Here is a 23,358-nt window from a genome sequence, read left to right as displayed (position 1 = left end):
CGCCCGCGCGGCCACGCGCCCGCGCGCCCGACGACCCGGGCAACCGCTCCGCCGCCCGACGCACCGCCCCCGATCGACCGCCGTCACGGCCTCCCGGTAAAGCCGTCAAGACCATAGAAGTGTCACATGTGAAATGGTACCGTCCTTCGAAACCAGGCTACGACGATTCGGGGCACACGGTGGAGCGGCAGCAGCAAACCGAGGGGATCGAAAGTCACGACCGTGAGGTGTCGGCCGCACTGGCCGAGTCCTTCCGGCAGGGATGGGCGGATACCGGCCGGAAGTTGCCTCCCCTGCCCGGGGCCGCGTACGCGGCCAAGCGGCGCGCGGCGCTGTCCGAGCGCTTTCCCGGCGAGCGGATCGTCGTCCCGTCGGGCGGGCTGAAGACCCGCAGCAACGACTTCGACTACACGTTCCGCCCCCACTCGGCGTTCGTACACCTCACCGCCGAGCAGGGCACCCAGGCCGTTCCCGACAGCGTGCTGGTCTTCGAGCCCACCGGGACCGGGCACTCGGTCGTGTTGTTCACCCGACAGCGCTCCCCGCGCGGCGGACCCAACGGCGCCGAGTTGTACAGCGACCGGCATCACGGCGAGTTCTGGGTCGGCCGCCGGCGCACGCTGTCGGAGACCTCGGACGCGCTCGGGATCGAGGCCGCCCCGCGCGAGAACCTGGAGCGCGCCCTCGGCGCCGACGTGCCGACCCGGGTGGTACGCGGCGAGGACACGCTCGTCGACGCGCTGGTCCCGGCGGCGCGTCCGGCCGAGGCGGAGGCCGAACTGCTCACCTGGCTCTCGGAATCGCGACTGGTCAAGGACGAGTGGGAGATCGAACAGATGCGCGCGGCCGTGGACTACACGGTCGCCGGATTCCACGACGTGGTCGGCGAGTTGCGGCACGCCACGACCCTCGCCCGGGGCGAGCGCTGGGTCGAGGGCACGTTCAACCGGCGGGCCCGCCTGGAGGGTTACGGCCTGGGTTTCGAAACCATCGCGGCGGCCGGCGCGCACGCGTGCGTCCTGCACTGGATGCACAACGACGGCCCGGTGCGCGACGGCGAACTACTGCTCCTGGACGCCGGGATCGAGGCCGACTCCTTCTACACCGGCGACGTCACCCGCACCCTGCCGGTCAACGGACGCTTCAGCGACGCACAACGCCGGGTCTACGACCTGGTGTTCGCCGCGCAGTCGGCCGGCATCGCGGCACTGCGCCCGGGTGCGCCGTTCGGCGACTTCCACGACGCCGCGATGCGCGTGGTCGCCGAAGGGCTGGACGACTGGGGCCTGTTGCCGGGCGGCGCGGAGGCGGCGCTCGCGCCCGGTTCGGGGTTGTACCGCCGCTTCACCATCTGCGGCTCCGGCCACATGCTCGGCCTGGACTGCCACGACTGCGCCGCGGCCCGCCGGCAGCACTACCCGGGTGGCACCCTGGAGGCCGGCCACGTGCTCACCGTCGAGCCCGGTCTGTACTTCCAGCCCGACGATCTGACCGTCCCGGAGGAGTTGCGCGGCATCGGGGTCCGGATCGAGGACGACTTCCTGATCACGGCCGACGGCGCGCTCTGTCTGTCCGCCGGGCTGCCGCGCGGCGCGGACGAGGTCGAGGCCTGGATGGCGTCGCTGCGATGACCACGCGCCGCCCGCTGGTGGATCAGGTAGGCGGACAGTTACGGCGGGCCGGCGCGGTGGCGGTGGTCGGGCCGACCGGATTCGGCAAATCGCAGGTCCTGGACGATGTTTGCACCGCGTGGCAGGCGGCCGGGGATCCGGTGGTCCGGCTCAGTTCGGCCCGCGCCGACGCACAGATCGCCTACGCGCCGCTGATGGACCTGTTCTCCGCGTGTCCGGCCGAGGTGCGCGGCGAACTGTCCGATCTCCAGCGGTCGGCGATGGACTGGGTGCTGCGTCGGGTGGGCGGGCCCGAGCCGGACACCACCACGTTCCGGGTCACCGTGCTGTCCTGCCTGCATGCCTGGGGGCGGCGGGCCCGGCCGCTGCTCGCCGCCGACGACGTGCAGTGGTGGGGACCGGGCAGCCTGGACGTGTTCGGCTTCGCGGCGCGGCGCAGCCGGGGCAGCGTGTCGCTGCTCGCCGCGTTACGCCCGGACGGGCCGTCGCCGCACGACGTGCTCGGCGGCGGCGCGGTCGAGATCGGCATCCCGCCGCTGGGACCGCAGGAATCGGTCGCGGTGGTGCGCTCGTTCGGCATTCCGCTGCGGGCCGCCGCCCGGATCCACACGGCGACCGGCGGCAGTCCGCGCCTGGTCTCGGACATCGCCGCCGGGTTGGCCCGTGCCGGGATCCCGATCAGCGCCCTGGACGCCACCCCGCTGGCCCCGTACGCGCGCCACGCGATGCGCGCCCGGCTGGCCGATCTGGCCGAACCGGTGCGCCGGGTATTGCTGTTGGCCGCGCTCGCGGCGGATCCCACGCCCGCCGGCGTGCGTCGCGCCGCGGGGTCGTCGGCCGAGGCCGCGCTGGCCGCCGCCGAGGCCGCGGGGGTGGTCCGGGTGACGGCCGAGGCGGTGGTCTTCGCCGCGCCGGTGGTACGGGAGGGGATCGTCGCCGAGGCGGGCGGCGAGGCGGTACGCCGGGCGCACCGGGTATTGGCGGCGGCCTCGCTCGCCGCCGACGACCGGGCCTGGCACGCGGCGTGCGCGCTGGGCGCGACCGAGACCGCGCCGGAACTCGTGCCGGGCCTCGCCGACGCCGCCGCGAGCGCCCGGGGGCGCGGCAACCACATCCGGGCCGCCGAGTTCGCGCTCCTCGCGGTCGACCGGGCCGGCGGCGGTCGTCCGGACCTGCTCGTCACCGCCGCCCGGGACGCCGAGGCCGCCGGGCGCTTCGACCTGGCCCGGACCGCCCTGGACCGCCTGGTACGCACCCGGGCCGGACCGGCGGCACGCGCCCGGGCCGGATTCGCCGTCCTCGACGCCGCCGGGCGAGGTGCCGCCCTGCTCGCCGACGTCGCCGCCCAGGCCTTGGCCGACGCCACCGCCGCCGCCGAACCCGCGCTGGTCTCGGCGGCCCACCTGCGGCTCTCCTGGAACGCGCACCTGGACCGGGGATATCCCGCCGACGCCCTCACCCACGCGGAACACGCCGTGGCGTGGGCCGAACGCGCCGGCGACCCGGCGGGCCGAGCCGCCGCACTGACCATGGCGGCCCGGATCCAACAGGGCCGGGGCACCCCGGACCACGCCCGCACCCTGCGCCGCGCCCTGGAAGCCGGCGCGGAGGCGGAGGCGGGAGCGAAGGCCGTCCCGGGCACGGAGGCGGGCCCGGAAGCCGAGGCCGGCCCGGAAGCCGAGGCGGGCCCGGGTGCGAAAGCCGCCCCGGAGCCCGACCCGACCACCGCCGGGGCCCGCATCATCCACGACCCGCGTCGCGTAGCCCTCTGCTTCGCGCTTCTGGAGGACCGCCCCGCCGAAGCCGAACGCCTGCTCGCCGAACTCCGCCCCCTGGTCGGCGACGGCACCGGCCCCGCCGACCTGGTCCGCCTGCTCGGCAGCGCGGTGCAACTCCACGCGCACACCGGCGACGGCCGCACCGCCCGCGAGGAGGCCGCCCGACTGGTGGCGCTGGCCCGGGACGTGGGCGCCTCCCCCGGCCCGCCGTGGTACGCGGCGGCGACCGCCGAACTCGCCGGCGGCACCCTGGAACAGGCGCTCGGCTACGCCGAGTTGGGGTTGGCCGCGTCGGAGGAGGAAACGGATGCGGTGTTCGCCGCGCACTGCCTGCACCTGTCCGGCGCCGTGCGCCTGTTCCGGCGGGACACCGCCGGGGCACTGGCCGACCTGCTCCGGGTCCGGGATCTGACCCGGGAGTTGTGCATCGGGGACCCGGCGGCGATCCCCTACCACGCCGATCTCGCCGAGGCCCTGGTCGCCGCCGGCGACGTCGAGGCCGCGACCCGGACGGTGGCGGACGGGCGAGGTCGCGCCGCGGAGTTGGCACGGCGGAGCGTACTGGCCGCGCTGGACCGGGCCGAGGCGCTGTGCCACGCGGCGGCGGGCCGGTTCACCTCCGCCGAGGAGTTGTTGACCGCGGCGCTCGCCGCCTTCGAGCGTCTGGCGTATCCGCTGGAGTGCGGCCGGGTCCTGCTGGCCCGATCGGCCGTCGAACACCGGCGCCGCCGCCCGGCCCGGGCCCGGGAGTCGTACGCCGCCGCCGAGGCGGTCTTCCGCGCCGCGGGGGCGCCGCTGTGGGCGCCCGCCCGGCCGGAACGGGCCGGCGCGCCGGCCGGGCTCGCGGGACTGACCGAGGCGGAGCAGCGGATCGCCGACCTGGTCGCCGACGGCCGCGGCAACCGCGACATCGCGAACTCCCTCTACGTCAGCGTCAAGACCGTGGAGGCGATGCTGACCCGGATCTACCGCAAGCTCGGAGTGCGCTCCCGGGTCCAGTTGGTGGCGCTCGTGCACAGGGAGCTCGTCCACCGCGACGGGCGCCCGACCTCGGACGCCCGTCCGCCGCCCGCCGTCAGTCGGTGAACGCCCAGGAGACCGCCCCCCGCGAGGCGTTGACCACCGTGGACGCGGCCGAGGCCCGGACCAGCGCCCCGTTGGTCCGGTCCCCGTAGGCGTAGACGCCGAGCACGAACCGGTGTGCGGCGGTGGTGCCGTCGGCGGTCGGCAGGTCCAGCGTGGCCGCGCGCACCATGCGCTGCGCGGTCCAGGTGCCGATGCCGTCGGCCACGATGCGGGCGCGCAGCGCGGGCGTGGAGTGTTCGGCACCGATCAGCACGCCGTCGCCGCCATAGCTGTAGCTGTGCTTGAAGACGTATTCGGCGCGGTCGGCCAGCACGTCGTCCAGACCGTCCGGGTCGAGGTCGAACGTGGTGGGCACGTAGCGGCGCACCGTCTCGCGTTCCTCGGGGTCCAGCAGGTGGGCGAGGTCGGGATCGCACAGCAGCGAGAACCACCGTCGGTGCATCCCGAGTTCGGCCTCGAACAGGGACGAGACGGTGGCGCCGCTGTCGGCGACGGACCTGAGGAAGGCACCCTCGTCGTCGGTGTCGCCGAAGGTGATCAGCCGGTGTACGAGGATCTTCCGGGCCTGCTCCGGGCGCAGCCACTGCGCCGGATACGTGGTCTCGTCGCGGTAGGCGACATCGAGGTCGGGTGCGAGCAGCCGCAGATAGTCCACCAGGGGCTGGTCCCGGCCGTAGCCGCGTCGGGCGTGCCGCACGGAGTCGAGCACGACCAGGCGCTCCAGGCCCAGCCGGTCGCACCGGTCCACGTAGTGCAGGGCGAGGTCCAGGAACGGCGACCCGCCCGCGACCGGGCGGCCGAGCAGGTCGGCGTACAACTTCGCGCTGTGGTGGCACTCGCCGGCGCCGACGCCGGAGAAGGTGTTCAACTCGCAGAAGGCGTAGCCGGTCTCGGTGGGGATGATGTCGGCGCGGGCCAGCGCGAGGCCCGGCCCCATCCGGGCGCTGTCGATGTATCCGGCCATCGCCGCCGGGATGTGGAAGGTCTCGGCCAGTTCGGTGGGCGACGACGTCGCGCACACGTGCCGCATCACCTTCTCGTGCGCCGAGACCAACCGCGCCGTGGCGGTGTGCAGTTCGTCGTGCGTGCCGCGGTCCATCCGGAAGTGTGTGGGCAGGGTCGGGAAGAGGAAGCCGAGATCGCGCAGGTGCCGGTCCGAGGCGGCGCGGGCCAGGGCGAGTTCGTCGGGTTTGTGGGCGGCGGACAACTCGGTCAGGAAGGGACGGTTCTCAGCGGCGAACATCGGCGGCCTCCGCATCGGGGTCGGATCGACGGCGCGTGGCGTCCGGGCCGGTCCCGAACGCCGGCGGCCGGACGTCGCGGCGGCCGAATTCGGCCTCGATGGCCGCGCCCGCCCGGAACAGGTTCGCCTCGCCGAACTCGCGTCCCACGAGCTGCAATCCGATCGGCAGGCCGTCGCCGGCGAACCCGATCGGCAGCGACATGGCCGGATGTCCGGTGACCGCGAACGGGATCGTCTGCATGTCGTTGGCCAGCCTGGGCGGCGGCCAGTCGGTGGGAAAGTCGTCGAACCGGGACGCGGTGGCCTGGCCGCAGGCGGTGATCAGCACATCGTGCTCGGCGAACACCCGGTGCCGGAAGTCCTCGACGAGTCGCCCGCGCACCGCCAGGGCACGCAGCAGGTCGCTCGCCCCGATCCCGGCCCCGGGCATCAGCTTCTGGTAGGTGTACCGCCCGAACGACCGGGGGAAGCCGCGCAGATCGCGCTCGTGTACGGCGAAGCCCTCGGCCGCCAGGATGATCCGGCCGCACGCGTTCAGCGTTTCGTAGGGCGGGAGTTCGCACTCCTCGACGATCGCGCCGAGCCGGTCGAGGTGGGTCAGGGCACGTTCGATGCCCGCGACGATCTCCGGACGGGTCGCCGGGTCGGAGGCGTACCAGGCGGTCGAGTACGCCACCCGCAACCCCCGCACGTCACCCGTGAGTCGATCCGGCCCCTCCCCCACCGGCGCGTCGCGGGTGCGCGGATCGCGGGCGTCGGGGCCGGCCACGACCCGGAACGCGGCGGCGGTGTCGGCCACCGTCCAACCCAGCGGCCCGAAGTGGTCCATGGTGTGGGACAGCGGGGTGGCGCCGTGGCCGGAGACGCCGCCGTAGGTCGGCTTGAGGCCGACCACCCCGCAGTGGAACGCCGGACCGCGAATCGAGCCGGCGGTGTCCGATCCGAACGCGACGCGCAGGAACCCGGCGGCCACCGCGACCCCCGCGCCCGAGGACGACCCACTGGGGATGTGCTCCGGGTTCCACGGATTCACCGCCGCCGGGAAGGGCAGGTCCCGGCTCGGTCCGCCGAGCGCGAATTCGTAGGTGGCCAGCTTGCCCAGCAGTACCGCGCCGCCGGCCCGCAGCCGGCCCTCGACGGCGCTGTCCTCGGCGGCCGTGTCGGACACGGTCAGCCACGACTGGTTGGTGGTCGGCACTCCCTCGGCCGCGAAGATGTCCTTGAGCGCGTACGGGATGCCGTGCAGCGGGCCGCGGTCGAGGCCCGCGCGCAGGTCCGAGTCGGCCTGCCGGGCGCGGCGCAGCGCCTGCTCGCGCAGGACCAGGACGAAGGCGTGCAGCGTCGCGTCGTGCGCCTCGATCCGACTCAGCGCGTGCTCCACGAGGTCCACGGAGGTGAGTCGCCCGGCACGCAGCAGCGCGCCGGCCTCCGCGACGGAGAGCGCGGCGAGCCCGCCGGGCCGGGACGCGACGGTGTCGGGCGCGGCGTCGGGCTCAGACATCCGTGCCCCCCCTTTCGCCGTCGCGCAGCAGCTCCATCTGCGCCCGCAGCGAGCGGTATCCGGCCAGGACGCCCGGGGCCAGGTCCGGCGGCATGTCGATGCCGAGGCGTGCGAGCACGACGGCGAACTCCCGGTCGGCGGCCTCGGCGGCGCTCGCGGCGCCGCTCGCGGCGGAGTCGGCGCTCACGCCGCACGGCCGTCGTCGCCGGGCAGGCGCGGGCCCGCCTCGCGTTGTGCGGCCAGCCACGACTCGACGTCGGCCGCCGCGACCGGTAGCGCGTCCGACATCACCCGCGCGCCGTCGGCCGTCACCCGTACGTCGTCCTCGATGCGCACGCCGATCCCGCGCAGTCCCTCCGGGACCAGTTCGTCGTTCGGTTGCAGGTAGATGCCCGGTTCCATGGTGAGCACGTGGCGCTCGCGCAGCACACCCCGGGCGTAGTGCTCCGGCCGTGCGTGTCCGCAGTCGTGCACGTCCAGGCCGAGCATGTGGCCGAACGCGGCCAGCGTCCACCGCCGGTGGGGCTGCCGCTCGTCCGCCAGCGCCTCCTCCACGCCGACCTTGACCAGGCCCAGGTCGCGCAGCCCCTCGATCTGTACCCGCTTGCAGGCCAGGTCGATGTCCTCGAACGCGACCCCGGGGGCGATCGCCGCCAGGCCCGCGTCGCGCGCCGCGTGCACGATGTCGTAGACGTCCCGCTCGGCGGCACCGAACCCGCCCGACACCGGCCAGGTCCGGGTCACGTCGGCCGTGTAGCAACTGCGCGCCTCGGCGCCCATGTCCATCAGCAGCAACCCGTCCGGCCGGACCGGGCCGTCGTTGCGGACCCAGTGCAGCGTCGTGGCGTGCGCGCCGGCGGCGACGATGGAGGCGTAGCCCACGCCGTTGCCGTCGTGTCGCGCCCGGGTGGCGAAGACGGCCTCCAACAGCCGCTCCGACACCACACGTTCGCTCGGCAGGACGCGGGCCACGTCCTCGAAGCCGCGCACGGTGATGTCGACGGCCTCCTGGAGCTGCGCCAGCTCCCAGTCGTCCTTGGCCAATCGCAGTTCGGCCAGCACGCTCGCCAACAGCGCGTCCCGGACCGCGTTCTCGGCGGTCGCGGGCAACAACTCCCGGTCGATGCCGGTGTCGTAGCCGCGCAGGACCCGCACGGGTCCGGTGATCCGGCCCAGCACCGCCGGGAGTTCGCCGATCGAACCCGTCCGCACCCCCAGCACCGCGGACTTCTCCTCCGGCGACAGGCAGCGCCCCTGCCAGGCCTCGCCCAGGATGCGGTCCAGGTAGCCGGCGCCCGACGCCGGTCCGTGCCGGGGATCGACGTACAACACCGCGTCGTGGCCGCCGGCGATCGGGTGCAGGACCAGTACCGAGTTCGGGTCCTGGTCCGCCGTCAGCCAGATCAGGTCGCTGCCGCCCCGGAACGGGTAGGGCGCGCCGTAGCTGCGCCATTGGATGCGCCCGGTCGGCACCACCAGGGTCTCGCCCGGGAAGGCGTGCGACAGCGCGGCGCGCCGGGCGGCCGTGCGCTCGGCCTGCGGCACGGGGACGAGTGTCGTCTCCTGCTCGCGCCGGTCGCCCGTCATGTAGTCGACGAACGCGGCGGGGATGTCGTTGTCGTGCGCCCCGGTGAGTTCTTCCTTGCCGACGTTTCCCACGTGCGGTCTTCCCTTCGAAACGATCGGGCGATCGATGATCGGCGATCAGCGGTACGGGCGCGCCAGATGGGCGCAGGTGATCAGGTCGAGTGCGGCGTGGCCGGTGGAGCTGAACACGGTCGGGCGGCCGGCCAGGCCGGGATGGTCGCCGGTCTCCAGGGCCTCCAGGTCGAGCGCCGCTCGGTGGATGTCGCCGGCTTCGGCGATGGCGGTCTCGATCGATTCGACGACGAGCGTGGCGGCGGAGAGCAGTTCGCGGGACACCTCGCGCGAGGTCGTGGTGTGCGCGCCCATGCAGTTGACGTGCACATGTTCCGGGAGGTCCGCGGCGATCGGCAGCGGATCCACCGAGGTGGTCGCCGTGGCCACGACGTCGGCCCCCGAGGTGGCCTCCGCCGCCGACGCGCACACCAGGGCCCGGGCCCGCCCGGCGGCCCGGATCCGCGCGCACAGCGCCTCCGCGTGCGCGGGGGTGCGGGAGTGGACCCGTACGTGTGCGATGTCGCGTACGGCGCACACGCCGAGGTACTGCTGCCACGCCTGGACGCCGGCGCCGACGATGCCGAGCACGGCCGCGTCGGGAGCGGCGCAGCGATCGGTGACCACGGCGGTCACCGCGGCGCACTTGAGGTTGGTGACGAGCGCGCCGTCCAGGACCGTGAGCAGTGCGCCGGTCGAGGTGGCGAAGACCGGGACCACGGAGGTCACGGTCGATCCGGGTCCGTGCGCGATGGTGGCGACCTTGGCGATGTAGAGGCCGAGCTCGGTGGAGACGGCGGGCATGGACAGGTACTTCACACCGCGTGCGTCCTCGACGGTCTGCCGCAGCGGTACGCTCATCCGCCGAACCGCGCCGCTGTGCAGCGCCTCGCGGATCAGCCCGGCCACGGCGGTGACGTCGGCGGTCGCGACGTCGGCGTCCACGCGGGTCATCCCAGCCCCGCCAGGATGTCCGCGAGGTCGTCGGCGAACCGCTCGGTCAGCGCCGTCGGCATGTCCCCGCGCAGCATCATCCGCACGCCCGCCTGGTCGCGCGGCACGATCGGGAAGAACATCGCCGAGCAGTAGTAGCCGCGCCGGTACAGCTCGGTGGACAGCCGTACCGCCCGGTCGTTGTCGCCGACGGTGACGAACTTGATGTGCGATCCGGTGCCCCGCAGGTCGTGTCCGCGCAGGCGTTCGTCGAACAGCGCGATGTTGCGCGCCAGTTGTCGCTGTCGACGGCGAAGTTCCGGGCCCCGGTGCAGGTCCAGGGCGCCCAGGGTGGTGCCGACCGCCGCGGTGCGCAGCCCCTGGGACCAGGCCAGCGGTCCGGACCGGTAGAGGAATTCGAAGACGTCGCGCTCGCCGATCATCGCGATGCCGCCGGTGCTGCCGAACGCCTTGGCGATCGAGGCGACGATCAGGGTCCGGGAGCCGAGTTCGGCGAACACCGGGCGCGCGTAACCCGCACCGCGATCGCCCAGCGCGGACAGCGCGTGCGAGTCGTCGAGGTAGACGAACATGCCGTAGCGGTCCTGGAGTTCGCGAATGCCGGCCAGGTCGGCCTGCCCGCCGACCGAGTAGACGCCCTCGCAGACGTAGGCCACGCGCGGGTGGCGTTTGCAGACGTCCTCCAGGAACTGCGTGTCGTTGTGCGGGCAGGTGAGCACGAGCGTCTCGTCGGCGACGATGGGCTTGAGGAAGTTCATCGAGAAGTGCGCGAACCGGTCGAAGACCACGACCAGCGGTTCACCGTCGGTGAGATGCCCGGAGGCGAGCAGCGGCAGGATCGCCGCGCTGAGCACGCCGCAGGACACCGACGGCAACACGTGTGCCCCGAAGTGCTCGGCCAGTTCCGCTTCGAGGCGTTCCAGGATGCCGAGCCGGATGCGGAACTCGCCCATGGACAGGCCCGTGACGCGCTCCTCGGCGAGCGCGGCGCGGCCCGCCTCGATCACCGCGGGGTGGCTGTTGAACCCCAGGTACGAGCACGACGACAGGTTGGCGAACTCGTGCCCGGTGCTCAGCTCGCGCAGCCGGTTCTGACCGTCGACGGCCTCCACGACCAGGCCGAGCATGCCGTTCTTCGCGGACAACCCCCACGCGGCCTCGGCGGCGGGCACCATCGTGCGGTTGTTGCGGAAGCGGTGCGGTCCGACCACGTCCTCGCTCACCGGCCCGCCCCGCTTCGGGAGCGAAGCCACTCGCCGAGCCGGTCGATGGCCTCGCGCGCCTTGGCCAGGCGGGTGTAGTGCAGGTGCCACACGTGCACCATGCCGGGCCACACTTCGAGCACCCCGGTGGATCCGGCCCGGTCGAGCGCGGCGACGAAGCGCTCCGCGTCGCTGAGCAGGATCTCCCGGCTGCCGACCTGGACGAGGATCGGGGGCAGTCCGCCGGGATCGGCGTACAGCGGCGACGCGTAGGGGGTCGTGGGCGCGGCGCCCGCCAGGTAGGACCCGGTGACCAGGGCGACCACGTCCGCGCTGACCAGGGGGTCCTCGGCGGCCAGGGTCCGGTGGCTCTCCCCCGAGGCGGTCAGGTCGGTCCACGGCGACACGCACGCCGCCGCGGCGGGCAGCGGCAGGCCCAGGTCACGGGCCTTGAGCAGGGTGGCCAGGGTCAGCCCACCGCCGGCCGAGTCGCCCGCGAACACCACGTCCGAGGGCGCCACGCCGTCGGCGAGGAGTTCGCGATAGGCCGCCACGGCGTCGTCCAGCGCGGCGGGATAGGGGTGTTCGGGGGCACGTCGGTAGTCGACGAAGAACATCCGGCACCGGATGGCCCGGGCCAGCTCGGCGACCATGCCGCCGTGGCTGCGCAACGATCCGTACACGTAGCCGCCGCCGTGCAGGTACAGCCCGGTGCGGGTGCCCTCCGCGTTCGGCGGGGTCAGCAGGTATCCGCCGGCGCGCACCGACACCTCGACGTCGTCGGCGATCGGCGTGCCCCAGGTGTCGTAGTGCACCCGGGCCTCGTCGATGTCCTCGGGCCAGGCGCGTGCGTTGAGCTCCGCGAGCAACGCGTCGAGTTCGCTCGTGTCCCGCTCCGACATGGTGGGCACGCCGGTCGCGGTCCGCTCGGCGGTCATCGCGGGTTCCCGCCGTCCGCGCCGACCGGATCCACGCCCCGGTGGTAGCGCTCGTGCGCGGCCTCGTCGGGGACCTCCAGCCCCGGTGCCGGCACCTCCAGGCGGTAGTGCGCGTACCACTTCGCCAGTTCGTCCGCGTCCGGGAACTGGTATTCCAGGTGCCTGATAGGACGGCGCGAGGGCTGTCGCGCGTCGACCGGTCGCGGGGCCGAACCGGCGTGCGCCAGTCCCCCGTCCACCTCGTTGAACAGCACGATCATCACCAGGTCGGCGTCCAGGTCGACGTCCGCCGCGGAGGCGTATTCGGCGAGGATGCGCTCGGCGTGCTCCTCCTTGACCGCCACGTTGAAGCTGTGCGGCATCAACTCGATCAGATCCGCGGGCGACACCCCGGCGTCGTCGAGGTAGGCGCGGGTGTCACAGATCACCGGGAGACCACCCACGATGTTCAGGTTGGGCCCGTAGATGTTGGCGATCAGCGGGGTCGCGGCGTCGAAGTGCACACACTTGGTGGTCAGGAACTCTCGGGCGGTGGTGTGGTCGTCGTTCGGGGTGAAGTGCCGGTTCTTGTTGAATCCGTCGACGTCCATCCCGGCGATCCGGTCGTAGCCGATGGCGACCGGACTGAACGCGGCCACGTCCACCCGCTCGCCGAAGGCGCGGAACAACGATTCGAGGTAGTCGCGAGCCACGGCGGCGGCGTGCTCGTCGTGGACGTCCAGACCGTGGCCGGCCAGGGTGCGCGCGACGCCGCGGCAGACCGCGACACCGTGGCCCTCGGCCACCAACTTCACGATCGCGTCCACGAGTTCGTCGCCGACGGCGGACAGTCGGCCGTCCACGTACCGCGTGCGGTAGGCCGATACGTCGACGATCGTGTCCTGCGGCAGGATCTTCACTGGGATCTCCCGATTCACGAGTGCGGGTTGCGAGGCGACGCCGGGGTCACGACACGGTGTCGGCGTCGGCGGTGTGCAGGGCGAGCATGCGGCGGGCGCGCAGCACGAACGGCGGGGCCAGCACGCGGTCCTTCTCGACCGCGAAGCCGTAGGGCGTGCTGTCGTAGTCCGCGACCACGCGCCGATATTCGGCGAGTTCGTCCGCGCCCACGGCGAAGGTCGCGGCGATCACGTCCACCTGGCGGGGGTGGATCGCCGCCTTGCCGGTGAATCCGGCGCTCCGGGCGGCCCGGCACTGGGCCTCGACCAGGTCCAGGTCGTGCAGTTCGAAGGAGTTGGTGTCGATGGCGGGCACCCGGTACCGGGACGCAGCGGCACACAACCGGGCCCGGGCGTGGTCGAGGTAGACCTCGCTGGGGGCGTACAACTCGGCGGTCAGGTCCGCCTGTCCGAAGCACAGTCCGTCGCTGACCTCGGCGATCTCCAGGGCGTTCTCCACCGCGTCGACGGTCTCGATGAAGCTGCACACGTCGGGTGGGCGCGAGGTGCGCGAGAGCAACGAGCGGTACACCGCCACATCGCCCGCCCCGGCGATCTTCGGGATGAAGACCACGTCGACCGGGACGCCGCCGATCATCGCGTCCGCGTCGAGCAGGAACCGCATGTCCTCCAGGCCGTCGTACGTGGCGATGGTGTTCACCCGCAGTCCCAGGGCGGGCAGTTCGGCCCGGGTCAGGTCGGCGTCGGCCAGGGCCTCGCGCGCCTCGACCTTGCGGGCCGGGTGGATGGAGTCCTCCAGGTCCAACACCAGCATGTCCGCGCGCATCCGACCGGGTTCGGCCACCGACGCCACGCGCAGTGCGGGGGTGTAGAGCAGGCTCGCGTGGGCTCTCATCGCGCGCTCTCCCTTCCGAACAGCAGATTCATCTTCCGCAGCGAGAACTCCTCGTAGCGGATCGGTTCGTACCTGGCGGGCCGGTCCTTGACGAACGCGGGGAAGCAGTCGATGACGGTGTCGTCGTTGGCGAGCTTGAAGAACGCGATCGACTGCCTGCGGCGCACGTCGAGCCGGACCCGGTGCGGCGTGGAGACGTACTCGTCGTTCGACCACCGGGCCATCAGGTCCCCGATGTTGACGATGAACGTGTCCTGTTCGCGGACGTCCACGTCCAGCCACTCGCCCGCGCGGTCGCGGATCTGCAGGCCCGGGCCGTCCTGGGTGAGCAGCGTGATCAGCGTGCCGTCGGTGTGTTGTCCCATGCCCTGGTCGTTGACGAACTCCGGGGCGATGCCCGGGTACAGGTGTGAGCGGAGCGAGTCGTTGGAGGTGTCGGTGCGGACCGCGAAGAAGTCGCGGGGCAGGTCCAGGGCCAGCGCGAGGAGTTCGGCGATCCGGTCGGACACCGTCTCGCAGGCCGCGAAGTACCGCTTCAGCGCGCCCCGCAGGGCCGCGCCGTCCGGGTCGGTGGGGAACGGCAGTTCCTCGTCGTCGTTCAGGATCAGCCGGCCGACGCTGAACTTCTCCACGTAGTCCGACGGCATGCCGGCCCGGCCCGTGTAGGCGTAGGCGTTCTCGGACAACAGCGCGCTGTATCCGTAGGGGCTGTAGTCGTTGTCGCCGCGCACCGTGCCGGTCCGCATCGCGAACTCGTGTTTGGTGTCGAGCGAAAGCCCGAAGAAGCGCAGCGAGGAGGCGTAGGCGTCGGCGAACACGTCGGCGGCGATGCCGTGGCCGCGCACGATGAAGAACCCCGTACCCCGGCAGGCCCGGGAGATCTCCTCGGCGACGGCGCGTTCGGCGTCGGCGTCCGTGCGGGCTGCCGTCAGGTCGACGACCGGGATCATCGGTCTTCCTTCCGTCGGGGGACGAGGATGGTGCGGTCGAAGGCGATCACGGTCACGCCGTCCTGGTTCAGACCCGTGGTGTGCACGGTGACGATCCCCTCGTCGGGTCGGGTCCTCGACTCGCGCTTGGCGAGGATGCGGGTCCGGGCGTAGAGGGTGTCGCCGACGAACACGGGCGCGGACAGCCGCACCTTGTCCCAGCCGAGGTTGGCCACGCCCTTCGCGCTGATCGTGGCCACGGTCATCCCGTTGACGATGCCGAAGGTGACCAGGCTGGACACCACGATGCGGCCGAAACCGGTCCGTTCGGCGTAGACGGCGTCGATGTGCAGCGGGTGCTGGTTGAGGCAGAGCAGCGAACTCCACACGTTGTCGGTCATGGTGATCGTCCGGCCGGGTCGGTGTTCGACCACCTCGTCGGGGACGAAGTCCTCGTATTCCAGGCCGCCGTCCTCCCGGTAGGTCCCGGGGGCGACGGTGTGGAAGGAGTTCGTCCTCATCGCGATCCTCCTCGTCCGCTCTCGGTGCCGCCCGTGTGGACGCCGGCTCCCGGGCCCGCGTCGACGCCCACTCCCACGCCCACGCCCGTGTCCGCGCCCGTGTCCGCGCCCGCGCGGCGCAGCGCGGAACGGCCCGCGCGCAGTGCCGCGTCCGTGGCCCCGGCGGCGAGTCCGACGCCCCAGAACACGTCCGTGGCCGTGGCGAGTTCCACGAAGCAGGCGGTCGCGTCCTTCGCGTCGGCGACCAGCACCCGGGTGAACTCGACGCCGTACGCGGCGGCCAGTTCCTCGATCACCTCGTGCTCGTCGGCCGCGCCCCGCGAGACGGCGGCCCGGTCGGCGCAGTAGGTCTCCCGGAACAGCCGCCAGATGTCCCGCGGGTCCAGTTCGCGCCCGGTGGCGTCGGTGACGTCCTGCACCACGCCCGCGAAGTCGCGGCGCAACCCGACCGGCAGGTCCAGTCCCCAACCGGCCTTGAGGACATAGGCGATGCCGCCCTTGCCCGACTGGCTGTTCACCCGGATGATCGCCTCGTAGTCGCGACCGACGTCCCGGGGGTCGATCGGCAGATACGGGACCTGCCACGGCGCGTTCGCCGGATCCCCGCCGGCCCGCTCGGCCAGTGCCGCCAGGCCCTTGGCGATGGCGTCCTGGTGGGTACCGGAGAAGGCGGTGTAGACGAGATCGCCGGCGTACGGGTGTCGCGGATGCACCGGCAGGCGATTGCAGTCCTCGACGACCTCGCGGACCGCGTCGATGTCGGAGAGCTCCAGTTCCGGATCCACGCCGCGGCCGAAGAGGTTCAGCGCGAGGGTCACCAGGCACACGTTGCCGGTGCGCTCGCCGTTGCCGAACAGCGTGCCCTCGACCCGGTCCGCCCCGGCCAGCAGGGCGAGTTCGGCCGAGGCCACGGCGGTGCCCCGGTCGTTGTGCGGGTGCACGGACAACACGATCGAGTCGCGCCGGTCGAGGTTGCGGTGCATCCACTCGATCTGGTCGGCGAAGACGTTGGGCGAGTGGGTCTCCACGGTGGTCGGGAGGTTGAGCACGAGCGGCCGGTCCGGACAGGCGTCGACGACGGCCGCGACCCGGTCGGCGATCTCCAGGGCGAAGTCCGGCTCGGTGACGTTGAACGTCTCGGGCGAGTACTCGAAGCGGATGTCCGCGCCGGTCTCCCGCTCCGCGAGCCGCACCAGGTCCTCCGCGCCGGCCACGGCCATCCGCAAGACCTCGCTGCGCGACATGCCGAAGACCACGTCGCGCCACAGGCACGCGGTCGCGTGGCACAAATGCACCACCGCGCGTTCGGCGCCGCGAATGGCGTCGAAGGTGCGCTCGATGAGTTCGGTTCTGGCCGGGGTGAAAACCGATACGGTGACGTCGTCCGGAATTCCGTTCTTGATCACCAACTCGCGGACGAAGTCGAAATCGTCGACGCTCGCCGCCGGATATCCGATCTCGATGTCCTTGAAACCGAGCCCGACCAGCAGGTCGAACATGCGCTTCTTCCGGCGCAGGTCCATGGGCTCGGCCAGGGCCTGATTCCCGTCCCTGAGGTCGACCGACGCCCACCTCGGCGCACGGTCGAGCACCCGGTCCGGCCACGCCCTCGACCCACCGTCCCGGCCCGTCGGCAACACCGGATCGTCTCGCGTGTAGCGGTGAAACGGCATCGACGAGGGGCGCTGCAAAAAGCCGGGGTTCCGTCTCGGCGCAGAAAATGGTGAGCCCGTTCCACTCACTCCCACGATGAATTCCTCTCGCAGTTGGCGGCGCCCCGAACGTAGCCGGCGGCAGGCCCTGCGGAAATCAGAGGAACCTCTAGAGCCAACCCTGGAATCGGATCAATGGCGCGCATTCGGGCGGGTCCGACAGATTTCCCGGTTGACGCCCCCGGTTTGCCCCCGGCTAGGATTTCGGCGCACCGATCGACCCTGCCCGGCACCGCTCGGCGGTCCGCGAGACCGCGTCGGTTCGCACGCCCGCACTCGTCGCCTCATGCGAAACGGCAACCTCATGGCCAACTCGACCGGTTCCGACCACCGCACGCCCACGGCGGGGCACGCGTCGCCGCGTCCCGGGCGGGTACTGACGGTGGTCAGCCTGGGCTACGGGATGATGGTCATCGACATCAGCATCGTGAACGTCGCGATCCCGGCGATCCGCACCGACCTGCACGCGAGCCTGGCCACGATGCAACTCGTGGTCGACGCGTACGTGATCGTGCTGGCCAGTCTGGTGCTGGCCGGCGCCGCGGCGGTCGGGCGCTACGGGTCGGTGTCCGTGTTCCGCGTGGGCACCGCGGTGTTCGGGGTGGCCTCCGTGTTGTGCGGACTGGCCCCGAACGGCGCGGTGTTGGTCGCGATGCGGGCCGGCCAGGGGCTGGGCGCGGTGTTGCTCGTGCCCGCGTCGTTGGTGATGCTCAGTGATACCTACAAGGAGCCGAACGAGCGGGCCAAGGCGGTCGCCGTCTGGGCGATGGTGGCCGGAAGTCCGGTCGCTTTCGGGCCCGTTCTGGGCGGGGCGCTGGTCGGCGCGATCGGCTGGCGAAGCATCTTCCTGGTCAATGCGCCGATCGTGGTGATCACCCTGTGGCTCGCGGCCCGCCACATGCCCGGGCGCGGGAACGGGCCCGAACCGGCGCCCGCGGCTCGGGAACCCCAGGATCTTCCCGGTCAGTTGCTCGCCATCGTCGTACTGGGCGGCATCGCGTTGGCGCTGACCGAGGGGCACGAACTGGGCTGGAGCCATCCGCTGCCCCTGGCCGCGGCCGGCACCGCCCTGGTCGGACTCGTCGCCTTCGTACCGTGGCAGCGGGCGTGCGCGTTCCCGATGATCCCGGGCGATCTGTTCCGGGCCCCGGGGTTCCGCGAGTTCGTGCTGGTGGGTCTGCTGCTGTTCGTCGGCTACTACGGACTGGTCTTCGCGATCAGCGTGTTCCTCCAGCAGGTGCACGGCTACGGACCGGTCACCACCGGACTGTGCTTCCTGCCGTCGGCGTTGCCGATCACCTTCATGCCCCTGGTCGCCGGGCGGGTCAATGCCCGGCTCGGCGCCTTCCGGGTGCTGGCCGTCGCGACCGTGTCGACCACGATCGGCGGCGTATTGCTGATCCTCCTCGGCGGCGAGACCCCGATCGGCGTCGGTGTCGGGCTCACCTTCATCGGGCTCGGCTTCGGTCTGGCGACCGTGCCGCAGATCACCCTGGTCATGGCGACCGCTCCCGAGCACCGCACGGCGATCGCCAGTGGACTGCTCTCGGCGGCGCGGAGCTCGGGAACCATGATCGGCGTCGCGCTGATCGGCGGTCTCCGGTCCGGCGACACGATCGCCGGGCCGGCGACGGCGGCCGTGGTGGTCTACCTGCTGATGGCGGTGGCCACGGTCGTCGGCGGGCGTCGACTGCCCGCGCGCACCGGCTAGCCGAAACCGCGTCCTCCCCGCCTCTCGGGCCGCCGATTCATCCGACTCGTCACCCATCGGAGCACTCATGCCTGAGCCTCAGCCGGATCACGACCTCGCGGCCCGGGTCACCGCACTTCGGGCGCACGACCCCGAATTCGCCCGCGCGATCCCCTCGTCGCGCGTCGCCGACGCCATCGCCGGACGCGACGGCAGCCTCGTCGGCACCATCGTCGCCGCGATGCGCGGCTACGCGGACCGACCGGCGCTGGCCAGACGCGCCGAACGCGTCGTCCGCGATCCGGACACCGGCCGCGTCACCCTCGAACTGCTGCCGGAATTCGAGATGTTCGGCTATGCCGAGGTGTGGCGGCGGGTGGTCGCGCTCGCCGGCGCGTGGGCCGAATGCGTCGAAGGGGGCCTGCGCATGGGCGACTTCGTCGCGGTGGTCGGGTTCACCGGCGTCGACCATGCCACGATCGACCTGGCCTGCATGTACCTGGGCGCGGTCGCGGTCCCGCTGCCGACCGGCTCCCCCGCCGCGCGGTTGGCGCCGATCGTCGCGGAGACGGCGCCCCGGATCCTCGCGGCCGACCTCGACGCGATCGACGTGGCGGTCGAGACCGTGCTGCGATCGGCCTCCGTCGAGCGCCTGGTGGTCTTCGACCACGATGCCCGCGTGGACGCGCATCGGGAGGTGTTGCGAGCGGCCGCGGACAAGCTGGCCGGGCGCGCCGAGGTGGTCTCGCTCGCCGACGAGCTGCGGCGCGGGGAAGAGCTGCCCACCGTGCTGGCCCGGGACGACGGCGATCCGGATCGGCTGGTCGGCCTGATCTACACGTCCGGCAGCACCGGCACGCCGAAAGGCGCGATCTACACCGCGTCGATGATCACCCGGATGTGGCAGAACGGACGCGGCGGCATGACCAACGCCGGGGCGAGCCCCGACACCCCGCTGCCGACGATCGTCCTGCACTACATGCCGATGAGCCACGTGAACGGCCGGGCCTGGCTGATCTCCGGGCTGTCCTCGGGGGGCATCGGGTTCTTCGCCGCGCGCGGCGACATGTCCACCCTGTTCGACGACATCCGGCTGTCCCGGCCCACCGTGCTGAGCCTGGTGCCGAGGATCTGCGACATGGTGCGTCAGCGCTACCTCCTCGAAGTCGACCGCGTCACGCGCGCCGCGACCGAAACACCCGCCGACACCGACGCGTCGACCGCCGAGACGACGGCGCGCGACCGGATCCGGGACGGCATGCTCGGCGGCCGGATCGTCAGTGCCCTGTGCGGCAGCGCGCCGCTGTCGGCCGCGATGCACACGTTCATGGCCGAGGTTCTCGGCACCCGGATCGTGGACTGCTACGGCTCGACGGAGACCACCCGGGCGGTGGTCGTCGACGGGCGGGTACGCAGGCCACCGGTGCTCGACTACCGGCTGGTGGACGTCCCGGAACTGGGCTACTTCGGCACGGACAAGCCTCACCCGCGCGGCGAACTGCGTCTGAAGTCCGTGGGGTTGGTACCCGGCTACTACCGGCAACCCGAGGTCGACGCCCGCGCGTTCGACGCGGACGGCTACTACCGCACGGGCGACGTGTTCGCCGAACTCGCCCCCGATCACCTGGTCTACGTCGACCGGACGAACAACGTGGTCAAGTTGTCCCAGGGCGAGTTCGTGGCCGTCTCCCGGCTGGAGGCGCTGTACGCGACCAGCCCGCACATCGCGCAGATCCACGTACACGGCAGCCCGGAACAGGCCTTCCTGCTCGCCGTGGTGGTCCCCGCCCGCAGCGGAGCGGCGCCTGCGGACGACGACACGATGCGGACGAGGATCCTCGACGCGATGCGCGAACTCGCCCGCGACGCGGGGTTGGCGGCGTACGAGATCCCGTACGACGTGATCCTCGAACCCGAGCCGTTCACGGTGGCCAACGGGCTGCTGTCGGGAATCGGCAAGCCGCTGCGTCCCGCCCTCGTCGCCCGCTACGGCGCCCGTCTGGAAGGGCTGTACGCGGACATCGCGGCGGGCCGGGCCGGTCGGTTCGCCGCGCTCCGGGCCGCCGGGCCGCACGCGGCGCCCCTGGACGCGGTCCTCGCCGCGGTACAGGTCACCCTCGGGCATCCCGCGTCGGCCCTGCGCCCGGACGTCGGATTCGCCGAACTGGGCGGCGACTCCCTGTCCGCGCACACCTTCGCGACCGTGCTGGAGCAGATCTTCGACGTGGAGGTCCCGGTACAACTCGTCCTCGGCCCCACCGGGACCCCGGCCCGGATCGCCGAACATCTCGGCGCGGCCCGGGAGCCGCACCCGGCCCGGCCCACGTTCGCCTCGATCCACGGCCGCGACGCGGTCGAGGTGCGGGCGGACGAGCTGACCCCGGACCGGTTCATGGACGCGGGACTGCTCCGCCGCCCCGCGAGCCCGCCATCGGGGGCGCCGGCCCGAACCGTCCTGCTCACCGGCGCGACCGGCTATCTGGGCGCGTTCCTGGCGGTCGAGTGGCTGCGACGCGTGGCCGACACCGGCGGCCGGCTGATCTGTCCGGCCCGCGCGGACGACGACGCGGCGGCCCGGGAGCGGGTGGTGCGCTGTCTGCGCGCCGCGTCGGCGGATCGGCCCGGCTGGTTCGACACGGTCGCCGCCCGGCATCTGGAGGTGCCGGCCGCCGACGTGTCCGCGCCGCGCCTCGGCCTGGACGCGTCGACCTGGCGGCGGCTGGCCGCCGAGACCGATCGCATCGTGCACGCCGCGGCCCTGGTCAACCACGTGCTTCCGTACGGCCGGTTGTTCGGCCCGAACGTGGTCGGCACGGCGGAGTTGATCGAACTCGCGCTGACCGGCCCGGCGAAGCCGTTCACCTTCGTGTCCACCATCGCCGCCGCGCTGGAGCCCGACGGATCGGTGCTCGACGAGACGGTCGACGTACGCACCGCGGCACCGGTCCGCCGGCTGGACGACTCCGACGCGAACGGATACGCCGCCGGCAAGTGGGCATCCGAGGTGCTGCTGCGCGCCGCCCATGAGCGAACGGGGCTGCCGGTGACGGTATTTCGGCCGGACATGATCCTGGCCCACCGCCGACTGCCGGGCGTGGTCAACCTGCCCGACCGGTTCACCCGGCTGATCCTCAGCGTGGTCGCGACCGGCATGGCGCCGCTGTCCTTCCACCACCTCGACGCGGACGGGCGGCGCCGCCGGGCGCACTACAGCGGCCTGCCCGTCGACTTCACCGCGGCGGCGATCGCCGCGCTCGGCGCCGACGCCTCGGACGGATACCGCACGTACCACGCGGTCAACGCCAACGACGACGGCGTCTCCCTGGACGAGATGGTGGACTGGCTGATCGCCGCCGGGCACCCGATCACCCGGTTCGCCGACTACGAGCAGTGGCGCATGCGCTTCGAGGCGGCCCTGCGCGGTCTGCCCGAACAGCGGCGCCGAGGCTCGCTGCTCCCGCTGCTGCCCGCCTACGCCCGACCGAGCGAACCGCGTCCGGCCGGGGCCGTCCCCAACGCCCGTTTCACCGCCGCGCTGGCCGCCGTCGGCGGCGAGCCCGTCCCGTCCATCACGCCGGACTACCTTGCCAAGTGTGTCGCCGACCTGCGCGGCCTCGATCTCCTGTGAGGTGGGGCGGCGTGCGGTTCAGCCGCCGGGCAGGAGCACCACCCGCCTGCCGTGCAGCCGGCCCCGCTCCATCCGCCGGTGCACCTCGGCGGCGGCGCTCAGCGGCTGTCGTTCGAGCGTGCGGGCCCGGAGTCGGCCGTTCGCCAGGAGGCGGTTGATGGTGCCCGCCGCCTCGGCGAGTTCGCCGGACGTGGCGTGCGAGATGACGAAGCCGGCGATCGAACAGTCCTTCATGTAGAGGCGGCGCACCGGCAACACCGGATCGGTGCCGGTCGCCGCCAGGACCACGATCCGGCCGCGCGGGGCGAGCAGTTCGACCGCCTCGGTCAGGTCGTTGCGGCCGGAGCAGTCCAGGTGTGCGTCGACCCCGTCGGGGCGGGCGGCGGCGATCAGGTCGACGAGTTTCGGGTCCCGGTAGTCGAAGGCCGCCTCGGCGCCGAGGGCCCGGCAGTGGTCGAGGTCCGCGGCGGCGGCGGTGGCGATCACCCGGGCCCCGGCGTCGACGGCCAGGGTCACCACGGCGCTGCCGACGTTCCCCGCCGCGCCGAGCACCAGGACCGTGTCCCCGGCGGTGACCCGGCCGTGGGTGAACAGGGCCAGATACGCGGTGGCGGCGGGATGTACCACCGCGACCGCCGCCGTCGGATCGACGCCCGCCGGGAGATGGTAGAGCCGGTCGGCGGCCACCACGGCCTGTTCGGCCGCCGCGCCCGGCCGACCGCCGTGGCCGAGGCTGTTGGCCCACACGAGGTCGCCGACGGCGAAGCCCGGCGCTCCCGGCCCGGCCGCGGCCACGGTGCCGACCAGATCACGGCCGATCACCAGCGGAAACCCGACGGGCGTACGGAAGACCCCCGAACGAAGCAGGATGTCGACGGGATTCACGGTGGTGCCGAGGACGTCCACCAGGACATCGGTCGGTCCCGGTGTGGGCGCCGGGAGTTCGCCGTATCGGATGTTCTCCGCCGGCCCCAGCGAGTCGATGAAGGCTGCGCGCATGTGCTCGAATTCTCCGGTCCGGTCGGGGTGGTTCGTGCTCGCCCGGTCTTCGGGCTCGCCTGATGTCCGGGCTCGTCCGGTGTCGGGGTTCGCCCGGTGGTTCCGCTCGCCTGG

Annotated in this window: 17 protein-coding genes; 4 read left to right on the top strand and 13 right to left on the bottom strand. The window is 72.7% G+C overall.

The features are described 5' to 3' along the window. The first annotated feature begins 227 nt into the window (after positions 1-227). Both EMA17_RS26300 and EMA17_RS26295 read left to right on the top strand, forming a co-directional pair. On the top strand, positions 228-1,631 hold the full coding sequence (locus tag EMA17_RS26300; protein ID WP_371863042.1) for an aminopeptidase P family protein: 1,404 nt from the start codon (positions 228-230) through the stop codon (positions 1,629-1,631). Next, positions 1,628-4,495 carry a helix-turn-helix transcriptional regulator gene (locus EMA17_RS26295; RefSeq protein ID WP_126639593.1) on the top strand — a complete coding sequence of 956 codons (2,868 nt, stop codon included), beginning with the start codon at positions 1,628-1,630 and terminating at the stop codon, positions 4,493-4,495. The genes EMA17_RS26300 and EMA17_RS26295 overlap by 4 nt, the downstream gene beginning before the upstream one ends. On the opposite strand, the gene EMA17_RS26290 is transcribed toward EMA17_RS26295, so the two are convergent. From EMA17_RS26290 to EMA17_RS26235, 12 genes are read right to left on the bottom strand one after another with little or no spacing between them, the layout of a single operon-like run. After that, positions 4,485-5,738 (bottom strand): hypothetical protein, encoded by a 1,254-nt coding sequence (locus tag EMA17_RS26290; RefSeq protein WP_126639592.1) that lies wholly within the window; start codon positions 5,736-5,738, stop codon positions 4,485-4,487. The two genes, EMA17_RS26295 and EMA17_RS26290, sit on opposite strands and share 11 nt — an antisense overlap. Beyond that, on the bottom strand, positions 5,725-7,239 hold the full coding sequence (locus tag EMA17_RS26285) for an amidase (protein WP_126639591.1): 1,515 nt from the start codon (positions 7,237-7,239) through the stop codon (positions 5,725-5,727). The genes EMA17_RS26290 and EMA17_RS26285 overlap by 14 nt, the downstream gene beginning before the upstream one ends. Further along, the gene (locus tag EMA17_RS26280; RefSeq protein WP_126639590.1) at positions 7,232-7,426 is read right to left on the bottom strand and encodes a hypothetical protein; all 195 of its coding nucleotides are present in this window, start codon (positions 7,424-7,426) and stop codon (positions 7,232-7,234) included. Before EMA17_RS26280 ends, EMA17_RS26285 begins: the two co-directional genes overlap by 8 nt. Continuing rightward, entirely contained in the window at positions 7,423-8,898 is a 1,476-nt protein-coding gene (locus tag EMA17_RS26275) for an aminopeptidase P family protein (protein ID WP_218043036.1), read from the bottom strand. Before EMA17_RS26275 ends, EMA17_RS26280 begins: the two co-directional genes overlap by 4 nt. Before the next feature lie 45 nt (positions 8,899-8,943). Further along, entirely contained in the window at positions 8,944-9,831 is an 888-nt protein-coding gene (locus EMA17_RS26270) for an ornithine cyclodeaminase family protein (RefSeq protein WP_126639589.1), read from the bottom strand. Next, positions 9,828-11,054 carry an aminotransferase class I/II-fold pyridoxal phosphate-dependent enzyme gene (locus EMA17_RS26265; RefSeq protein WP_126639588.1) on the bottom strand — a complete coding sequence of 409 codons (1,227 nt, stop codon included), beginning with the start codon at positions 11,052-11,054 and terminating at the stop codon, positions 9,828-9,830. Before EMA17_RS26265 ends, EMA17_RS26270 begins: the two co-directional genes overlap by 4 nt. Further along, positions 11,051-11,971, bottom strand: a complete 921-nt coding sequence (locus EMA17_RS26260; RefSeq protein ID WP_126639587.1) for an alpha/beta hydrolase — start codon at positions 11,969-11,971, stop codon at positions 11,051-11,053. Before EMA17_RS26260 ends, EMA17_RS26265 begins: the two co-directional genes overlap by 4 nt. Beyond that, positions 11,968-12,870 (bottom strand): hypothetical protein, encoded by a 903-nt coding sequence (locus EMA17_RS26255; RefSeq protein ID WP_126639586.1) that lies wholly within the window; start codon positions 12,868-12,870, stop codon positions 11,968-11,970. The genes EMA17_RS26260 and EMA17_RS26255 overlap by 4 nt, the downstream gene beginning before the upstream one ends. A gap of 46 nt (positions 12,871-12,916) precedes the next feature. Further along, entirely contained in the window at positions 12,917-13,765 is an 849-nt protein-coding gene (locus tag EMA17_RS26250) for an HpcH/HpaI aldolase/citrate lyase family protein (protein ID WP_126639585.1), read from the bottom strand. Further along, complete coding sequence (locus EMA17_RS26245; RefSeq protein ID WP_126639584.1) at positions 13,762-14,715, bottom strand: isopenicillin N synthase family dioxygenase; 954 nt, start codon at positions 14,713-14,715, stop codon at positions 13,762-13,764. The genes EMA17_RS26250 and EMA17_RS26245 overlap by 4 nt, the downstream gene beginning before the upstream one ends. After that, entirely contained in the window at positions 14,712-15,215 is a 504-nt protein-coding gene (locus EMA17_RS26240; RefSeq protein WP_126639583.1) for a MaoC family dehydratase, read from the bottom strand. The genes EMA17_RS26245 and EMA17_RS26240 overlap by 4 nt, the downstream gene beginning before the upstream one ends. Next, complete coding sequence (locus EMA17_RS26235; protein WP_126639582.1) at positions 15,212-16,888, bottom strand: 2-isopropylmalate synthase; 1,677 nt, start codon at positions 16,886-16,888, stop codon at positions 15,212-15,214. The genes EMA17_RS26240 and EMA17_RS26235 overlap by 4 nt, the downstream gene beginning before the upstream one ends. Before the next feature lie 325 nt (positions 16,889-17,213). On the opposite strand from EMA17_RS26235, the gene EMA17_RS26230 reads away from it, so the two are divergent. Beyond that, positions 17,214-18,638 carry an MFS transporter gene (locus EMA17_RS26230; protein ID WP_160161565.1) on the top strand — a complete coding sequence of 475 codons (1,425 nt, stop codon included), beginning with the start codon at positions 17,214-17,216 and terminating at the stop codon, positions 18,636-18,638. 67 nt (positions 18,639-18,705) lie between these two features. Next, complete coding sequence (gene car, locus EMA17_RS26225) at positions 18,706-22,245, top strand: carboxylic acid reductase (RefSeq protein WP_126639580.1); 3,540 nt, start codon at positions 18,706-18,708, stop codon at positions 22,243-22,245. Positions 22,246-22,263: 18 nt separating this feature from the next. Here the strand turns inward: car and EMA17_RS26220 are convergent, their stop codons facing one another. Then, complete coding sequence (locus EMA17_RS26220; protein WP_126639579.1) at positions 22,264-23,244, bottom strand: NADPH:quinone reductase; 981 nt, start codon at positions 23,242-23,244, stop codon at positions 22,264-22,266. Positions 23,245-23,358: the final 114 nt, after the last annotated feature.

Origin of the sequence: Embleya hyalina (assembly GCF_003967355.1) — a bacterium.
Taxonomy (GTDB): Bacteria; Actinomycetota; Actinomycetes; order Streptomycetales; family Streptomycetaceae; genus Embleya; species Embleya hyalina.
Note: the sequence above shows the minus strand (reverse complement) of the source record. Positions and strands in the feature narration are given on the sequence as shown.

Coding starts and splice junctions, on each gene's coding strand:
- EMA17_RS26295 (WP_126639593.1), top strand. CDS start 1,628: ATGACCACGCGCCGCCCGCTGGTGGATCAGGTAGGCGGACAGTTACGG.
- EMA17_RS26290 (WP_126639592.1), bottom strand. CDS start 5,738: ATGTTCGCCGCTGAGAACCGTCCCTTCCTGACCGAGTTGTCCGCCGCC.
- EMA17_RS26285 (WP_126639591.1), bottom strand. CDS start 7,239: ATGTCTGAGCCCGACGCCGCGCCCGACACCGTCGCGTCCCGGCCCGGC.
- EMA17_RS26270 (WP_126639589.1), bottom strand. CDS start 9,831: ATGACCCGCGTGGACGCCGACGTCGCGACCGCCGACGTCACCGCCGTG.
- EMA17_RS26260 (WP_126639587.1), bottom strand. CDS start 11,971: ATGACCGCCGAGCGGACCGCGACCGGCGTGCCCACCATGTCGGAGCGG.
- EMA17_RS26250 (WP_126639585.1), bottom strand. CDS start 13,765: ATGAGAGCCCACGCGAGCCTGCTCTACACCCCCGCACTGCGCGTGGCG.
- EMA17_RS26245 (WP_126639584.1), bottom strand. CDS start 14,715: ATGATCCCGGTCGTCGACCTGACGGCAGCCCGCACGGACGCCGACGCC.
- EMA17_RS26240 (WP_126639583.1), bottom strand. CDS start 15,215: ATGAGGACGAACTCCTTCCACACCGTCGCCCCCGGGACCTACCGGGAG.
- EMA17_RS26235 (WP_126639582.1), bottom strand. CDS start 16,888: ATGCCGTTTCACCGCTACACGCGAGACGATCCGGTGTTGCCGACGGGC.
- EMA17_RS26230 (WP_160161565.1), top strand. CDS start 17,214: ATGCGAAACGGCAACCTCATGGCCAACTCGACCGGTTCCGACCACCGC.
- car (WP_126639580.1), top strand. CDS start 18,706: ATGCCTGAGCCTCAGCCGGATCACGACCTCGCGGCCCGGGTCACCGCA.
- EMA17_RS26220 (WP_126639579.1), bottom strand. CDS start 23,244: ATGCGCGCAGCCTTCATCGACTCGCTGGGGCCGGCGGAGAACATCCGA.